We start from the raw sequence: 15,935 nt of genomic DNA, 5'->3' as shown, positions 1-15,935 counted from the left end.
TCTAGCTCTGCGGCACGATGCGAATATCCACCATGCCGATGCCCAGCCGACGCGGATCCTGGCCGGTAATATTGCCCAGATTGCTCTGCTGCGGCTCCGGCGGCGCGATGGTCAACGTATGCTCGCCTGCCGGATTAGTGAAGTGCAGGGTAGTGGTGGAGAGCTCTTCGCCCAGCGTCAGCAGCTGCTCCCGATCGCCGACGCGCACCGGAATCGGGCGGTGCGCGTTGGGCCCGAAGGCGCGCGCGGTGATCACCAGGTCAAAGCGCGCGGGCAGCGGATCGACATATTCAATCTTAACCTCCGGCGCCAGGTTGGCGTTGGACCAGCGGCCCCAGTTTTCCCAGCGCGAAATGCCGCTGAACCGCTTCACGCTGGCCGGCGCGCCCGGCACCGCGAACAGAAAGCGGTCGGCGTCGTAGCGAATATCGTTATCTTCAACGCGCAGCAGCGACTCATTAAGCTGGTAGTTCGCCGGGCTCAGTGCCGTCTGCGGAAACTGCGCCTGTCCTTTCCACTGCGCTTTATCAATGCGCACGACGCTCGGCTGACCGCCAAGCTGCCCCATCGCCACGCAGAAGTCGGTGGAGAGCGCCAGATCCGGCTGCCACAGCCGCGCCATACGGAAGCAGCGATCGACCCAGACGAACTTCTCGCTGGCGGTGAAGTCCGCCAGCTGGTAGCGCAGCGGCGCGGCATATTCTCCTTCCGGCAGCGGCTCGACGTGGTTCTCGGCGACGCGGAACAAAATCGGCAGCCGGAACGTCGCGCCGGAAAAGCTGAAGCTGTTTTTCGCCGTATCGATAACGAAACGATCGAGCTTTTTCGGGAAGTTCCACAGCTGAATGATATCCGCCTTCCAGCGGCTGATATGGCTCTGAAAATCGGTGAGCTGGCCTGCCAGCGTCGCGCCCGCGAGACTGCTGCGGCCGAGGCCGATCGCCTTATCACCGCCGAGGATATCGAGCACCGTCGCGCCGTTATCCAGCGTGCTGCGCGGCCGATCGATCACCTCTGCCTGCGGCCGATCGCCGCGGATCACCATAAAGAGATCGCGGCGCGGCTGCTTGATCAAATACTGATGGGCGGTGTTGTTCATCGCCAGATGATCTGAAGTCACTACGATCACGGTGTTTTTAAAGTAAGGGGACGCCTGGATGCGGGCGATCAGCCGCGCCACATGCTCCTGCGAACAGGCCACCGCGCTGAACGACTGGTTGGGCTTGCCCTCGTAGCTGTAGCTTTTACGCTGGCAGCTGCGCGACACGAAGCCGTCGGGATGGTGCGTATCCACGGTCAGAGCAAACAGGGCGAAGCGTTTCTGCTGGCGCGACAGCGCCTCATACTTCTCGAATACCTCATCCATCACCGTATCGTCGTAGTAGCCCCAGTTGTTGCGGTAGGCGGGATCGGCGACGCGATCTTTCAGCTCCTGCGAGCCCACCATGTTAGCGGCATCGAAACCGTGCGATTTCAAAAAGATATCTTTACCGGCAAAGCGCAGATCCGCACCCTGAATAAACCAGTTCTCATAGCCGGAATTTTTCAGAATATCGCCGAGGCAGACGTTTTGCGGGTAGAAGCTGGAGAGCGCGGCGGAGGCGTTGCCGTCGAAGGGCGCGAACAGCGGGATGCCGCACTGCGAGGCGACCATGCCCGCAATGGTGTAGTCGGTGCCGGGCAGCTGCACGGTGTCGCTGAAATCCAGGCTCTGCGCCTTTTGCTGGCTCAACTCCGGCGTCAGGCCGGGGAAAACCTGCTCATCGAAGTAGGTGCGTTCCAGGCTTTCGCCGTAGATATAGACCAGATTGAGCTGCGGATTGTTGATGACCTTCTGCGGCACTTTGTAGTAGCTGTCGAAGTCGGAGTCCGCCAGCCGGGTGTGCGAGGCGACCAGGCTGGCGACCTGGCGAAAGGCAGGCGTGGTCTGTACCGAGCCGGCGGCGCAGGCCACCGCCAGCAAACTCCAGCCGAGATGGTGCGGCCGCTCGTGGCGGCGCAGCAGCCAGCTCAGCAGGCAGATCAGCAAAAAGAGCAGCAGCAGCAGCCCGAGAGCGGGCACCACATATTTACTGACGCCCGCGCCGGTCAGGCTGTTGGTCAGGGTATAGAGCACCGCATCGTTGATGCCGTCGCCGGTGAAGTAGTTGCTGGCGAAGAGCGTGGCGTTGAGCAGAACGAACAGCACCAGCAGAAGCAGCACAAAGGAAAACCAGAGCTTATGGCGACCGGCTTTCCACGAGTAAACGGCAATGGCCGCCAGGAACAGCGCCACTGAAACACATTCGGACAACGTCAAATCCTCTCTTGAAGTGAATGAGCGCTTCCTGCGCAGCCCGCGATGAGCATAGACAGACTGGCGTCAATCTATAATGGCTGTCATAGCGCTGCAACATATGCCGTCAGAATTGTGCAGTGGGTAATCTTTCAGAGAGAAAAGCAGGCGACGACCGCGCTGGTCGTCGCTGATAGCGGAGAAAAATGGCGGGAAATCAAAGCCGACCGGTAAGGTATTGCGCTTCGCCGTCGGCAAAGCTCCAGTCGCCTTTGTCATTGGTAATAAAGCTGATCATCAGATCCTGGCCCTGCACGCCGCAGCTTTCGCGCAGCTCGCGCGCCAGCTCCGCCATAAAGCGCTGTTTCTGTTCGGCGCTGCGCGGGCTGGTATAGACGCGCACCATCACCAGATTATCGCTGCGGCTAAAGCCGAGGCCGGTATCCTGGAAAACCATCTGGTAAGCCTTGTTTTCGTGAACAATCTGATAGCGGTCGCGTTCCGGCACCTGAAAGGCGGTCAGCACTGCGCGGTGCGCCGCGTCCAGCAGCGTGCGCAGTTCAGATTCGGAACGTCCCTGGATCACGTCGAATTGCAGTAGCGGCATCGGTTTCTCCTGTTGAGGGCATCATTTAGGTATGCTGTACGTTGGCTGACAGCGTGCTGATGCAGGTAAGATGGCCCGCATACCGGCGCTGGCAGTGCGTTGCTGTGACCGTTATCCTGACCTTTTAAACGGCAAAGAAAAAGCGCCCCTGCTGAATTGATTATTCAATATAGTGAACAATGCATGATGAAAGAGATAAAAACGGACGCGCTCTGGATCCATCTGCACTGGCTGCTGGTGCTGGCGGAGCAGGGCAGCTTTACCCGCGCGGCGGAGCGGCTCGAGGTGAGCAAAGCGGCGATGAGTCAGAGGATTAAAGAGCTGGAGCAGGCGGCGGGTACGGCGCTGGTGCAGCGCACCACGCGCAGCGTCCGGCTGACGGCGGCAGGCGAAAAGCTGGTGGAGGAGCTGCGCGACCCTTTCGCGCGTATCGAGCAGAGCTTCTTCGGCGTGCGCGACGCCGCCGGACCGGTGCGCGGGCTGGTGAGAGTCACCGCGCCAGTGGCGTTTGCGCGCCAGCAGCTGGTGCCGATCGTCGGGGATTTTCTGCGCGCCTGGCCGCACATCCGGCTGCAGCTCGACGTGACGGATCGCCTCGTCTCGCTCAGCAGCGAAGGGTTCGATCTGGCGATTCGCCACAGCAGCGCGCTGCCGGACACCCACGTCGCGCTGCCGCTGTGCGAGACGCGCACGCTGCTGGTGGCTTCGCCGGGCTATCTGGCGGCGCACGGCGCGCCGCAGACGCCGCATCAGCTGGCGCAGCACAACTGCTTATACTATCCGCGCGGCGTGGAAACCCCGCGCTGGACCTTTGTCGACGCGGCGCAGGAGCGGGTGCAGGTGAGCGTGCAGGGCAGTTTCGCCACCAACAACAGCGAATCGATACGCGATGCGGCGCTACAGGGGCTGGGCATCGCCATGCTGCCGGACTTCAGCGCCCGCGAGGCGCTCGCCCGCGGCGCGCTGCGGCAGGTGCTGCCGCGCTGGCGAGCCGTGGAGGCCTTTGCGGAGACGCTCTGGATCGTCAGGCCGTACGCCGCGCAGGTGCCGCGCGCGGTCACAACCTTTACGCACTGGCTACGCGCGCGCTTTGTCGACGCCTGACGGCAGCGCCAGCGTCGGGCGCGTCGGCGTCTGCATCATTTCGCCCAGCAGGCTGGCGCGGTTATAGAGGCCGATACGCAGGTTAAAGTCGAGGTGCAGCCGCTCGTCGCCGCTCAGGCGGATAATGGGCGGCGGGGTTTGCGGCCGCTGACGAAACAGCACCGAACAGGCGAACGCGTCGCTGTTGCCAGCGTGCAGCTGCTGATAAAACCAGGCGTTGGCGTCCGCTTTGCGTAAGTGGAAATTGACGCGGCGATACTCTTTTACCGCCACCTGCTGCGCCAGCGACAGCACCGCCTGCGCCGGGTGGTGAATTTTCTGCACGATAAGCGGATAGTCGTCGCGCTTCTTCAGATCGTTAATATAGTTCTGCACGCCGAGATTTTTAACCGGCGCCAGCTGCTTCAGCCATTCGCGAATAAAGGCGTTGCCCGGCGCGGCGGCGATAAACCAGCCTTCGATAACCGGCGACAGGAAATTAAGCGTGCTGTTCTCGCGATAATAGCCAATAACGTCCATCGGCTTATCCTGCTGAACCTGGTGCACCCAGTCGAGCTTCTCAAATAACAGCGTGCCGCAGTCGATGCCGATGCCGCCGAAGCGGTGCAGCAGCTCCAGCCGGATAATTTCGCTTTTATGCGCTGACGTCAGATCGGCGGAGATAAACGTCATCTCCGGCAGCCACTGCGCCAGCGTGCTCTGCGTCACCAGATGCAGCGTGTGGTCGGGATTATCCTGACGCAGCTGATTGATATTCAGGCGCAGCGACGGCGGCAACTGGTCGTCGAGCCAGACCATCCAGATGGTTTTCGGGATCGCCGCAGGCGCTTTCTCGGCGGAGAGGATCACCAGATTCTCCTCCTGGCTGGCATCATATTCCGGCGCGGAGAGGGCGCGATGCTTTTTCTTCTGCCACAGCATTTGGCTGCTGAAAGAGACGCGTTTCCAGCTGCGCCAGAGAGAGTGTGCAGGATGTTGACGGTATGGATTCATGAGGCACCTGTTATTTTGATTATTGCGGCGGAGGTTTCCCCGGTGAGGCGTAGCGCAGCGCGCGCATTCATCTCCTCACGACTGTGTATAAAATCTCTTCATCAGTTTAATAAAGCATTATTTATATGCGCGCTACGACTTTTGCTGAATTTCAGATAATCCGGAAAGCGGCAGGCCATATTGTCGATTATCGCCTTACCGTCTGCCTTATATTTAAATAAGCCGATTTATCTCTTTATTTATCGTCGCGGCTAAAGATAATCCTGGTTTTTATCTCTGCGCTGCAGAAATAACAGGGGCTGGCTGATTATTTCATCGCGCCTGGGGATTATGGCGCTTGTTTAACCGTGCTGATGTATTCATCCGGGGATGGTGGCATAAGCGCAGTTGTCTACGCTTAAGGAAGGCTTACTGAGAAAAGGAGTCGCTATGTCTGAACCCACCCGCGGATTACTGGCGGTCGATAAGCAAGGCAATCGCGTGCTGTTTCTCAATCCCGAGACCTTTGCCGTCGAGCGCGAGCTCAACGCTTTTCCGCCGCGTCCGCATGAGCTGCTGATGCTGCCGGCGTGGCAAAAAGCCTATGTGCCGATCTACGGCGATGGCGCGCACGGCGACAATCCGCATCCGGGCCACAAAGTAGCGGTAATCGATCTGGCGAAGCGCGAAATCAGCGGCTTTATCGATCTTTCGCCGCTGCGCGCGCCGCATAGCGGTCAGCTGGGGCGCGACGGCAAGGTTTATCTCTGCTGCGAAAGCAGCGCGGCGGTGGCGGTAATCGATCCGGCGACCGACCGCGTGGAAAAAACCATTCCCGTTCCTTCGCATAATGCTCACCGCCTGACGCTCTCGCCCAGCGGCCGCAAGCTGTTTACCGAAAATGAAGAGGACGCCAGCATTACCGTGGTGGATCTGTGCGAAGCGGAAGGGCGGGTGATCGATACGATACTGCTGCCAAGCCCTATCGCCGGCATCGCGGCGTCGCCGAAGCACCCCTATCTGGTGGCCAGCGCGGCGGATGCGCCTTATCTCTACGTTATCGACCGCCAGAGCCACCGCGTGCGCCAGCGGCTGGCGCTGCCGGGACACCAGCAACCTTGTCAGGTGGTGCGTTTCAGCGCGAACGGCGAGCGGCTGGTGGCGATAGGCGATGGCGAGCCGATCATTACGCTGTTCGACGATCTGCTCAATCCGCTGGGCGATATTCCGGTAGGAAACAAACCCATGGACGGCTGTTTTAGCCCCGATAATCAGCAGTTGCTGATCGCCAATGAAGGTGACGGCACCTTAAGCGTGGTCGATCTGGCGCAGAATCGCGTTATCGCCACGCCGCGCGTCGGCACCGGCTGCGAGGTGCTGAGCTTTTTCGATCTGGTCAGATAAAAGGGCGGTGATAGATCGCGGAGCTCCAGTGGCGGCTGCTGGCGTGTTTTTCCGCCTGCCAGCCGCGCTTGCGCAGTTCGCGCGCGATCATTTTATTCATCAGGCCATGGCCGAGCAGCAGCACCGTGCCCTGCTCCGACAGCGTAATGAGCCGATCGGCGGCGCGCGCGGCGCGTTCGCGTGCCCGCAGCAGCGACTCGCTTTCGCCTGCATAGCCGCACAGCCACAGCATGCGCAGCAGCGCCAGCCAAAGTGCAGCCGGCATTTCAAGGCGGCGCGAGGCGATCAGCGGAACCGAGATTTCGCTGAACAGCGCATCGACGTGGATCGGCTGCAGGCCGAGCCGCGTCAGCGAAGAGCGCGCGCGCGGCAGCGGGCTGCAGACGATCACCGACGCCTGACGTGCGATGGTCAGGCTGCGCTCGGGTGGCATGTCGCACACCGGCGCCATGTCATACGCCTCGCACCAGTCGGCCAGGCCCTGGGCGCTGAGCCGACCGGCGGCGCGATGGTCCGGCTTGCCGTGTCGCATCAAGATAATGGTCATAGGACTCCTGCTTCGTTCTTCTCTTAGCCTAATGCAAAGCAGCGCAATGTTAAAACCTGACTTAACCTGACGAAACAGCCGAGGCTGTCATCCCCCCGTCATGTTTCCAGGCGATAACTCTGTGCGCTGCGCTTTAACAGGTTACGGCCAGGTATTATTAAGGGAAAATGTTAAGTATCAAATGACACTGATTGAATTATGCGCGGTCAATTTATGTTAAGTTTATGTATTATATAGATAAATTGGTTTTAAACCCTTGCGGAGCTGTATGATTTTTAACAGTTATGGCTAAATTTACTTGATTTATCTACGCGCGTAGATAAACTGGCCCTCAGTGATTACTCGCGGCGGACGATGCGAGAAAGGCCCAGTAGGTTTAGTGCTTTGCCTGCTTTTAAACGACCGATGATTAACATCGGCAGAGCAGGCAAAGTCAGAGATTCCAACACCAGGGAATCCTTTACTGACCGCAACAAGGGTTAGCCAACCAGTACATCGCCACCCGGGGAGTTCTGATTGCCATCAAAGAACCGTCCCACGGAAGGGCGTTCACGATCACTGAAACAGGGAAATGGTATGACGGCACAACACTCCGTTGAGCGCGATTCCACGCGTTTGCACTCCGCCGCCGATGAGCGGCTGACCACCTCTTCCGGGCGCAAAGATTTCTGGCGCGCCACCTTATCCTGCTGGCTCGGCACGGCGATGGAGTATGCGGATTTCGCGCTCTATGGCCTGGCGGCGGGCATTATCTTCGGCGATGTTTTCTTCCCTCAGGCGACGCCTGCGATGGCGCTGCTCTCCAGCTTCGCCACCTGGTCGGTCGGGTTTATCGCGCGTCCTATCGGCGCGGTGCTGTTCGGCTGGATCGGCGATCGCAAAGGGCGAAAAACGGTCATGGTCATCACCATTATTCTGATGGGCGCTTCCACTACCTTGATCGGCCTGATCCCCAGCTACGCCGCTATCGGCGTCTGGGCGCCTGCCTGCCTGGTGCTGTTACGGTTTACCCAGGGGCTGGGCGCCGGCGCGGAGCTTTCCGGCGGTACGGTCATGCTGGGCGAATATGCGCCGGTCGAGCGGCGCGGGCTGGTCTCGTCGGTGATTGCTTTAGGCTCCAACAGCGGCACGCTGCTCGCCGCGCTGGTGTGGCTGGCGGTGGTGCAGATGGATCAAGAGAGCCTGCTGGCCTGGGGATGGCGCATTCCTTTCCTCAGCAGCGTGCTGATCGCCCTGGCGGCGCTCTGGATCCGTCGCCATCTGCGCGAAACCCCGGTGTTCGAGCGCAGAAAGCAGGAGCTGGAAGCGGAACGCGCCGCGACGCGCGACGCACAGCCGGCGACGGACGCACGCGGATTCTGGACGCGCACGCGCGCTTTCTGGACGCTGGTCGGCCTGCGTATCGGCGAAAACGGCCCTTCTTATCTGGCGCAGGGCTTTATGGTCGGCTATGTGGCGAAGGTGCTGATGGTCGATAAATCCGTGCCGACCACGGCGGTCTTTATCGCCTCGGTGCTGGGCTTTGCGGTGATCCCGCTGGCGGGCTGGCTCTCGGATCGCTTCGGCCGCCGCATCACCTATCGCGGCTTTTGCCTGCTGCTGATGTTCTACGCCTGGCCTGCCTTTTATCTGCTCGACAGCCGCGAACCGGCCATCGTGATTCCGGTGATTGTGGTCGGCATGGCGCTGGCGTCGCTCGGCATCTACGGGGTACAGGCCGCGTGGGGCGTAGAGCTGTTCGGCGTTAAACATCGCTATACGAAAATGGCGGTAGCCAAAGAGCTGGGCTCGATTCTGTCGGGCGGCACCGCGCCGCTGCTGGCGGCAGCGATGCTCTCCTGGAGCGGTCACTGGTGGCCGATAGCGGTCTACTTCTCCGCGATGGCGGCTATCGGTTTCTTCACGACCTTTGTCGCGCCAGAGACGCGAGGGCGCGATCTCAATCTGCCGGAAGACGCCATCTAGTGCGGCGTCGCTTCCCGCACGCTAACGAGCAGGCCGTGATGATTCACGGCCTTTCGTGTTTACATCGGGAGCTAAAAGCTTGAAACAGCCGTCAGGCAAAGTCACACGCAGCGACGTGGCAAAAATGGCCGGCACATCGGTGGCGGTGGTCAGCTACGTCATCAACAACGGTCCGCGTCCGGTGGCGGAAAGCACGCGTCAGCGCGTGCTGGAGGCCATCCGACTGACCGGCTATCGCCCCAACGGCGTGGCGCGCGCCCTGGCGTCGGGCAGCACCAAAACCTATGGGCTGATCGTGCCGAATATCGGCAATACTTTCGTCGCCTCTATGGCGCACGTTTTGCTGCAGGCCTCGCTGGATCATGGTCACGTGATGCTGCTCGGCGACGCGGGCGACGACCGCCAGCGTGAGCTGGAGCTGATCCACAGCCTGCTGAACCGTCAGGTCGACGGCCTGTTTTACAACAGCGTCGACCGCCATCCCTATATCGACGTGATTCAGGCCAGCGGCACCCCGTTTGTCATGCTGGATCGCGTCGAGCCGCAGCCCGGCGTCAGCATGCTGCGCGTCGATGAACGACAGGCGGCATTTCAGGTCACCTCCCATTTGCTCAGCCACGGCTATCGGCAGGTCGGCATCATCAGCGGGCCGCTGGAGATGCTTAACGCGCAGGATCGTATTCAGGGCTGGCGCGATGCGATGGCGGCGCACAGGACGCCGGTCGATGAGGCGCTGATCTTTCCCGCCAGCTATACGCGGCAGGGCGGCTACGAAGCGGCGCAGCGCATGCTGGCCGGTCCCGGCGCGCCGCGCGCGCTGTTTGCCAGTAACGAAGGGCAGGCGATCGGCGCGATTCGCGCTTTCTCCGAGCACAACATTCGCGTGCCGCAGGATGTGGCGCTGGTCTGTTTCAACGGCACCGATCAGTCCGCTTTCCATGTGCCGACCTTAACCACCGTGCGCCAGCCGCTGCGGGATATGGCGCGCTGCGCCATCGGCATGCTGCAAAACTGGGACGGCGAGGCGAAGCTGCATGAGTTTCCGCACTACCTTGAAATCGGCGAATCCTGCGGCTGTACGCCGCACATTAAAACCAACGCGACGACAACATGAAAAGAGTGATTATTGACTGCGATCCGGGCAACGGCATCCCCGGCGCCAATACCGACGACGGTCTGGCGCTCGCGCTGGCCCTTGCTTCGCCAGCGCTGTCGGTGGAGCTGATAGCCACCGTCGCAGGCAATACGCCGAGCGACATCGGCGCGCAGGTAACGAAAGATCTGCTGACGCGCCTCGGCTCGGCCATTCCGGTGGTGCAGGGCGCCGCTCAGGCGCTGAAAGAGGATCATGCGCCCTGGCGCGCGGCGCTCGATAACCGCGTAGAGCAGCTCGATATGGTCAGGCTGTGGCAGGGCGTGCGCGCGCCAAAGCCGATGGCAGCGGATGGCTACGATGCGGCCGAGGCCATCGGCAGACTGATTTGCGACAACCCCGGCGAAATTACCCTGGTGGCGCTCGGCCCGCTGACCAACGTAGCCATGGCGCTGCAGCGCTATCCGGCGATGGCGGAAGCGGTGGCGGAGATTGTGGTGATGGGCGGCGTATTCGCGCTGGACGACTACATCAAAGATACCAATTTCGGTCTCGATCCCGAGGCGGCGCATCAGGTGCTACACAGCGGCGCGGCTATCACGCTGGCGCCGATGGACGTGACCACGCAGACGCTGCTGACCCATCAGGATCTGTCACGCATCACCGCCAGCGATCATCCGCTCTCTCATTTCGTGCGCGACACGCTGCGTCCGTGGATCGATTACTCTATCCGCACCCGCAATCTGCCGGGCAGCTGGATCCATGACGCGCTGGTGGTCGCCTGGCTGCTGAATCAGCGCGTGGCGAACGGCACCGACTACCGCGTGGATATCGAACTGCGTCCGGGCGCGACGCGCGGCAAAAGCTGGCGCTACCGCACGCCGCTGCGCGTCGACGTCGGCATCCCTGTCGACAGCGGCGCGCTGGTCCATGTGCTGCACCACGTCGATAACGCGCTGCTGCTGGAAATCCTCGAACAGGCCCTGACGCAGCTGAAACGCTAATCCTCAGGACGATTCCCTCGACGTGACATGCGCCGACACCCTTAGTTACATCCTGACGTCAGGGATGCCAGCATTTGAACGCGCTCGCGTTTAGCAAAGTGCTATAAACAAAACGTTAACAGTATCGTAACCGTCTCGGCGGTTACGCCTCTTTCTTTCGGACCTTTATCCGAATGGCACTGACAGGATACGTTTATGTTTAACTGGACCCCGACCCAGCGGAATGTGGCGTTTGCCAGCTTCGCCAGCTGGACGCTGGACGCGTTTGACTTTTTTATACTGGTGTTTGTTTTAAGCGACCTCGCGCAATACTTTCACGCCTCGGTTTCAGAGGTGTCGATCGCGATTATGCTGACGCTGGCGGTGCGCCCGATCGGCGCGCTGCTGTTTGGACGGCTGGCGGAAAAATATGGCCGTCGGCCGATTCTGATGCTCAATATCGTGCTGTTTTCCCTGTTTGAGCTGCTCTCCGCCTGGTCGCCGAGCTTCAGCGCCTTTCTCGGCTTTCGCATTATTTACGGCGTGGCGATGGGCGGCATCTGGGGCGTCGCCTCGTCGCTGGCGATGGAGACCATTCCCGACCGCTCGCGCGGGCTGATGTCCGGCATCTTTCAGGCGGGCTATCCGTGCGGCTATCTGCTGGCCTCGGTGATCTTCGGGCTCTTTTTCGACGCGGTAGGCTGGCGCGGCATGTTCCTGATCGGCGCGCTGCCGATTTTGCTGCTGCCGTTTATCTACTTCAAAGTGCCGGAGTCGCCGGTCTGGCTGGCGGCGCGCGAGCGCCAGGAGAGCAGCGCGCTGCTGCCGATCATCCGCCAGCACTGGAAAATGTGTCTCTACCTGGTGCTGCTGATGGCCTGTTTCAACTTCTTCAGCCACGGCACTCAGGATCTCTATCCCACCTTCCTGAAGGTGCAGCATCAGTTCGACGCACACACCGTCAGCCTGATCGCCATCAGCTACAACATCGCGGCGATGCTGGGCGGCGTCTTTTTCGGCGCGCTGTCGGAGCGTATCGGGCGTAAAAAGGCGATTATGCTGGCGTCGCTGCTGGCGCTGCCGGTGCTGCCGCTCTGGGCCTTCTCCAGCGGTTCCTGGGCGATTGGGCTGGGTGCGTTTCTGATGCAGTTTATGGTGCAGGGCGCATGGGGCGTGGTGCCGACGTATCTCACCGAGCTGGTGCCCGCCAACGCGCGCGCGGTGCTGCCGGGCTTCGTCTATCAGCTGGGCAATCTGATCGCCTCGGTCAACGCTACGCTGCAGTCGCGCATCGCCGAGGCGCATAACGGCAACTACGGTCTGGGGATGGCCATCGTCGCCGGTACGGTAGCAGTGCTAATCTGCCTGTTTGTCGCCTTCGGCCGCGAAACGCGCGGCATCGAAATATCAGGCGCGGTGTCGAAGCCGACGCACTAGAGCGCTTCGCACACGTCTACCCACTGCGCCTGCGTCAGCTCGGCCATGCGCTGTGGGGTAATACGCACGGCGCTATGGACGGCGCCTGCGGCGGGCAGCACTTCGTCGAAGCGGCGCAGCGACTCGTCGCAGTATACCTTCAGCGGATTTTCCAGCCCGAACGGGCAGACGCCGCCAACCGGATGGCCGGTCCAGTTCACCACCTCATCGACGCTCAGCATGCGCGCTTTAGCGCCCAGCGCCGCTTTCAGCTTGCGGTTATCGAGCCGCGCATCGCCGCGCGTGACGATCAGCACCACCTCGTCCTTAACTTTCAGCGACAGCGTTTTGGCGATCTGTCCCGGCGCAACGCCGTGAACGCGCGCCGCCATCTCCACGGTAGCGGTGCTTTGCGACATCTCGATAATGTCGATATCAGGTGCGTGTTCGGCGAAAAACTGCCGTACCGACTCCAGGCTCATCTTTTTCTCCATGCAGGTCGAAGGCGTAAAAACTGCCACAAGGGAGAAAAAGTGTAAACGAGAGAAAAGGAGAAAGTGCGTCGGGAGACGGTTTTATACGCTGAGCGTGCAGTTGCCGCAGCGTTCGACGTCGGGAATACGGTAGCGCTGGCAGCAGCTGCGTCTGACCATCTCGCCGCCGCGCGGCAGCATAGTGCGGTAGAGCGGATTGTCGCTGCCGTCCTGCAGGCGGCTGGTAAAAAAGAGCGTCTGCTCAAGCTGCAGAATCGTCGCTTCGTCCAGCAGGGTTTTCAGCTCGCCGAGAAACCAGTGAAAAGAGAAGCCCATATTATTCCAGATTAGCCTGACGTTGATGCCGCCGTGCTGGGCGATACCGTTCACCGCCGGGATCAGATGCTGCTGGATCAGGCGATCGATGCGCTGCGGCGCGGTAAGGTAGCGCGCCTCTTCATCTTCGTGCATCGCGATCCAGAAGGCGCAAGGGTGGCCATGCTCGTGGAACTGAACGTGGATATGCTGCGGCGAGCAGTCGAGCGCGCGCGATTCCGCCAGCAGCGCCAGCATCAGCGGCGGCAGCAGCAGGCCGAAATACCACTGCGCCCAGAGCGACTGAACCGGCTTCGCCTCCTGGACAGCATCGGGATGCTGACGATAGAGATAGTCGCTGTAGCGCTGCGCCAGCGCAGGGAACTGTTCCGGGCTCGCCCACTCCGCCAGCGTCAGAGCGTCTGCGGGTGCGGCTTCATCAAGGTGGATGCTCTCCAGCATATAGGGGTGCTGCTCGCGCATCAGATCGCGCAGGGCGCGCGCCAGCGATCGATCGCCCTGCATAAAAATAGGCTGAGCGTACTGAAAGCGTTGAGATTGCTGCCTGATGTTCGCCATGCTGAATAACACGCCCTGGAAGCAGAGAAGAAAGAATGATAATCGTTCTTAGTCCTATTCACAAGTCGGCGGAAAGGCCGGCGCGGCCGGGGGCTTACCGCGCACCGCCGCGATGGCGGGCGAAGAGTTAAAGCGCTTCGCCGCTGACGGTCAGGGTTTTAGGCAGGTCTTCCCAGGCGAGAATAGTATTTCGGCCCTGATTTTTGGCGACGTAGAGCGCGCGATCGGCGTTGGCAACTGCCTGATCGAACTCGTCGTCGAAGATTGGCGCAATGCCGGCGCTGACGGTCACGTGGGTAGAGACCTTTTCGTTGAAACGGTGGGGGATCTCCAGATCGAGTACATACTGGCGAATGCGCTCCGCCAGCTTCATGGCGATCGACGCGTTGACGTTGGTCATCAGCACCAGAAACTCTTCGCCGCCGTAGCGCACCACCACATCTCGCGAACGCACGGCATCACGGATCGCCACCGACACGCGCGCCAGCGCCTGATCGCCCATGGCATGGCCGTAGTTGTCGTTGTACGCCTTGAAGTGGTCGATATCGAGCAGCAGCACGAAGTGGCTGCCCGCGTGATTCTCCAGAATATTATCCAGCCGGTTTTTCAGCCCGCGGCGGTTATAAAGGCCGGTCAGCGGGTCCAGCATGCTGAGATCGCTGAAGGTCTCTTTTTCTTCATAGAGCTGGCGCATCAGACGACGGGTGAAGCGATCGACGCGGCGGCGCATCAGGTGCTGCAGAGAGAAGCCAATCAGCGGCAGCGAAATGGTCAGCAGCAGCATCGCCAGATGCGCGCCCTTATCCAGCAGCAGCACCGTGACCACGGGTGGGGTGATATGCAGACAAAATGCCGGCAGGTAATCGCTCAGGGCGATTGCGCTGATAAAAAATACGCTCAGCAGACTAATCATCAAAAAATTGTCGTCAAAAAAGAAAACCTGCTGATATTTGAGCTCAATATGCCAGGCCCAAAAGACGCCAAGCAGCAATGCTACAGGATTTAATAAAGGTAATTTCAGTTTGGGCCTGATTAAACACGCTATTAACGTCGAGGCGCTAAATAGCGCGACGGTAATAATCGGAACAGGCAAGTCCGCTGCCGGGCTGCCGGCGAAAGGGATCAGGCAAAAAAGCGATACGGCGACATTTAAAAACAGAAAGAGCATCAGCGACAGCCGATATTTGCTCTGTTTCAATTCATCGTAAGATTGTAATTTCATTATTAATACTCGAAACGGCCCTGAAATATCAAAGCGCATTCCGGCAAAAATAAATTCATTTGCCGGACAATGAGCAAATTTGCTGTGTTATGAAAGGTGTTATCGGCCGCAATCTAGCATTTTCCAACTGGTCTGTCATCTTCCCGCCCGAGGGCGAAAAAAACAGGCTGCAAGATAAGATTTATTATCATATGATAATGCGAATTCTTATCATTTGAGGTCGACGCCATGTTAATGGCCGTGTTCGCCGCCTGCGGCTTGTGGGGGTTCAGCTGGGTGATGGGGAAAAAACTGGACAGCGCCTGGGGCGTGCTGTTGCCCTGCGCGGCGATGCCATGCTTTGCGCTATGGGAGCCGAGCTTTAGTCAGTGGCGTCTCGTGATGATCGTCGCGCTGCTGTTGACGGTGGTGATGCTGTTCCATCGCCGGTTGCGTCACTATCTGCTGCTGCCTTCATGTCTGGCGTTAGCGGGCGGATTAGCGGCCGTTGCGGTGAATTTTCATGGGGCCTGAAACAGAGAGAGCAAAACAGAGAGGTGGAGCAGGGGAGGACAACTCTGGTGCGAAGAGAGGGACTTGAACCCTCACGTCCGTTAAGACACTAACACCTGAAGCTAGCGCGTCTACCAATTCCGCCACCTTCGCATTTGAGTTATCTTGCTTTTCATATCGCCGCATTGGTGCGAAGAGAGGGACTTGAACCCTCACGTCCGTTAAGACACTAACACCTGAAGCTAGCGCGTCTACCAATTCCGCCACCTTCGCGCAGTGCGATGCGAGATGAAAATCGTGGTTGTTGGTGCGAAGAGAGGGACTTGAACCCTCACGTCCGTTAAGACACTAACACCTGAAGCTAGCGCGTCTACCAATTCCGCCACCTTCGCGTACCAGCAATACATGACAGTATTGCAACCACGGAGGCGCATTCTAGAGATTTTACACCCGGCGTCAACAGATATTTCGCGACGGCGAATCGACTG

At 59.9% G+C, this 15,935-nt stretch carries 14 protein-coding genes and 3 tRNA genes; 7 read left to right on the top strand and 10 right to left on the bottom strand.

The genetic code is table 11. The annotated features are described in order from the left end of the window. Window position 1: 1 nt before the first annotated feature. Entirely contained in the window at window positions 2–2,293 is a 2,292-nt protein-coding gene (opgB, locus tag PVE98_RS17065) for a phosphatidylglycerol--membrane-oligosaccharide glycerophosphotransferase (protein WP_096072533.1), read from the bottom strand. Between the two features lie 199 nt (window positions 2,294–2,492). Then, window positions 2,493–2,882, bottom strand: a complete 390-nt coding sequence (locus PVE98_RS17060) for a tautomerase family protein (protein ID WP_033749377.1) — start codon at window positions 2,880–2,882, stop codon at window positions 2,493–2,495. A gap of 186 nt (window positions 2,883–3,068) precedes the next feature. Here PVE98_RS17060 and PVE98_RS17055 point away from each other — a divergent pair, with 186 nt between their 5' ends. Next, the gene (locus PVE98_RS17055; protein ID WP_407568599.1) at window positions 3,069–3,986 is read left to right on the top strand and encodes a LysR family transcriptional regulator; all 918 of its coding nucleotides are present in this window, start codon (window positions 3,069–3,071) and stop codon (window positions 3,984–3,986) included. Here PVE98_RS17055 and PVE98_RS17050 read toward each other — a convergent pair. Beyond that, entirely contained in the window at window positions 3,960–4,979 is a 1,020-nt protein-coding gene (locus tag PVE98_RS17050) for a glycosyltransferase family 32 protein (RefSeq protein WP_096072534.1), read from the bottom strand. The genes PVE98_RS17055 and PVE98_RS17050 overlap by 27 nt on opposite strands. 429 nt (window positions 4,980–5,408) lie before the next feature. Here PVE98_RS17050 and PVE98_RS17045 point away from each other — a divergent pair, with 429 nt between their 5' ends. Continuing rightward, on the top strand, window positions 5,409–6,362 hold the full coding sequence (locus PVE98_RS17045; protein WP_333620440.1) for a YncE family protein: 954 nt from the start codon (window positions 5,409–5,411) through the stop codon (window positions 6,360–6,362). On the opposite strand, the gene PVE98_RS17040 is transcribed toward PVE98_RS17045, so the two are convergent. After that, on the bottom strand, window positions 6,355–6,909 hold the full coding sequence (locus PVE98_RS17040) for a histidine phosphatase family protein (RefSeq protein WP_096072536.1): 555 nt from the start codon (window positions 6,907–6,909) through the stop codon (window positions 6,355–6,357). The two genes, PVE98_RS17045 and PVE98_RS17040, sit on opposite strands and share 8 nt — an antisense overlap. 576 nt (window positions 6,910–7,485) lie before the next feature. On the opposite strand from PVE98_RS17040, the gene PVE98_RS17035 reads away from it, so the two are divergent. The 4 genes from PVE98_RS17035 to PVE98_RS17020 all read left to right on the top strand — a co-directional run bounded on the left by PVE98_RS17035 (window position 7,486) and on the right by PVE98_RS17020 (window position 12,387). Further along, a complete protein-coding gene (locus PVE98_RS17035; protein ID WP_096072537.1) occupies window positions 7,486–8,874 on the top strand; it encodes an MFS transporter in 1,389 nt (462 codons plus the stop codon). Window positions 8,875–8,998: 124 nt separating this feature from the next. Then, window positions 8,999–9,988 (top strand): LacI family DNA-binding transcriptional regulator, encoded by a 990-nt coding sequence (locus tag PVE98_RS17030; protein WP_051905596.1) that lies wholly within the window; start codon window positions 8,999–9,001, stop codon window positions 9,986–9,988. Then, window positions 9,985–10,971 carry a nucleoside hydrolase gene (locus PVE98_RS17025; protein ID WP_033749382.1) on the top strand — a complete coding sequence of 329 codons (987 nt, stop codon included), beginning with the start codon at window positions 9,985–9,987 and terminating at the stop codon, window positions 10,969–10,971. The genes PVE98_RS17030 and PVE98_RS17025 overlap by 4 nt, the downstream gene beginning before the upstream one ends. A gap of 195 nt (window positions 10,972–11,166) precedes the next feature. Beyond that, window positions 11,167–12,387: an MFS transporter gene (locus PVE98_RS17020; protein ID WP_096072538.1), complete on the top strand. Its 1,221-nt coding sequence runs from the start codon at window positions 11,167–11,169 to the stop codon at window positions 12,385–12,387. On the opposite strand, the gene PVE98_RS17015 is transcribed toward PVE98_RS17020, so the two are convergent. From PVE98_RS17015 to PVE98_RS17005, 3 genes are all read right to left on the bottom strand, one after another. Further along, window positions 12,384–12,848, bottom strand: a complete 465-nt coding sequence (locus PVE98_RS17015; RefSeq protein ID WP_033749384.1) for a YbaK/EbsC family protein — start codon at window positions 12,846–12,848, stop codon at window positions 12,384–12,386. The two genes, PVE98_RS17020 and PVE98_RS17015, sit on opposite strands and share 4 nt — an antisense overlap. A 93-nt stretch (window positions 12,849–12,941) precedes the next feature. Next, on the bottom strand, window positions 12,942–13,733 hold the full coding sequence (gene fhuF / locus PVE98_RS17010) for a siderophore-iron reductase FhuF (RefSeq protein WP_096072539.1): 792 nt from the start codon (window positions 13,731–13,733) through the stop codon (window positions 12,942–12,944). 127 nt (window positions 13,734–13,860) lie between these two features. Beyond that, window positions 13,861–14,955, bottom strand: coding sequence for a diguanylate cyclase (locus tag PVE98_RS17005; RefSeq protein WP_096072540.1), 1,095 nt, complete (start codon window positions 14,953–14,955; stop codon window positions 13,861–13,863). A 228-nt stretch (window positions 14,956–15,183) separates the two neighbouring features. On the opposite strand from PVE98_RS17005, the gene PVE98_RS17000 reads away from it, so the two are divergent. Then, window positions 15,184–15,468, top strand: coding sequence for a DUF1435 domain-containing protein (locus tag PVE98_RS17000; RefSeq protein WP_096072541.1), 285 nt, complete (start codon window positions 15,184–15,186; stop codon window positions 15,466–15,468). Between the two features lie 45 nt (window positions 15,469–15,513). Here the strand turns inward: PVE98_RS17000 and PVE98_RS16995 are convergent. From PVE98_RS16995 to PVE98_RS16985, 3 genes are all read right to left on the bottom strand, one after another. After that, a tRNA-Leu gene (locus PVE98_RS16995) sits at window positions 15,514–15,600 on the bottom strand. A 33-nt stretch (window positions 15,601–15,633) separates the two neighbouring features. Beyond that, a tRNA-Leu gene (locus PVE98_RS16990) sits at window positions 15,634–15,720 on the bottom strand. 32 nt (window positions 15,721–15,752) lie between these two features. Further along, a tRNA-Leu gene (locus tag PVE98_RS16985) sits at window positions 15,753–15,839 on the bottom strand. Window positions 15,840–15,935 lie beyond the last annotated feature (96 nt).

It is taken from the genome of Pantoea sp. GABEPS69, assembly GCF_045780835.1.
In the GTDB taxonomy this organism is placed as follows: Bacteria; Pseudomonadota; Gammaproteobacteria; order Enterobacterales; family Enterobacteriaceae; genus Pantoea; species Pantoea septica.
This window is presented reverse-complemented; position numbering and strand designations above follow the sequence as displayed.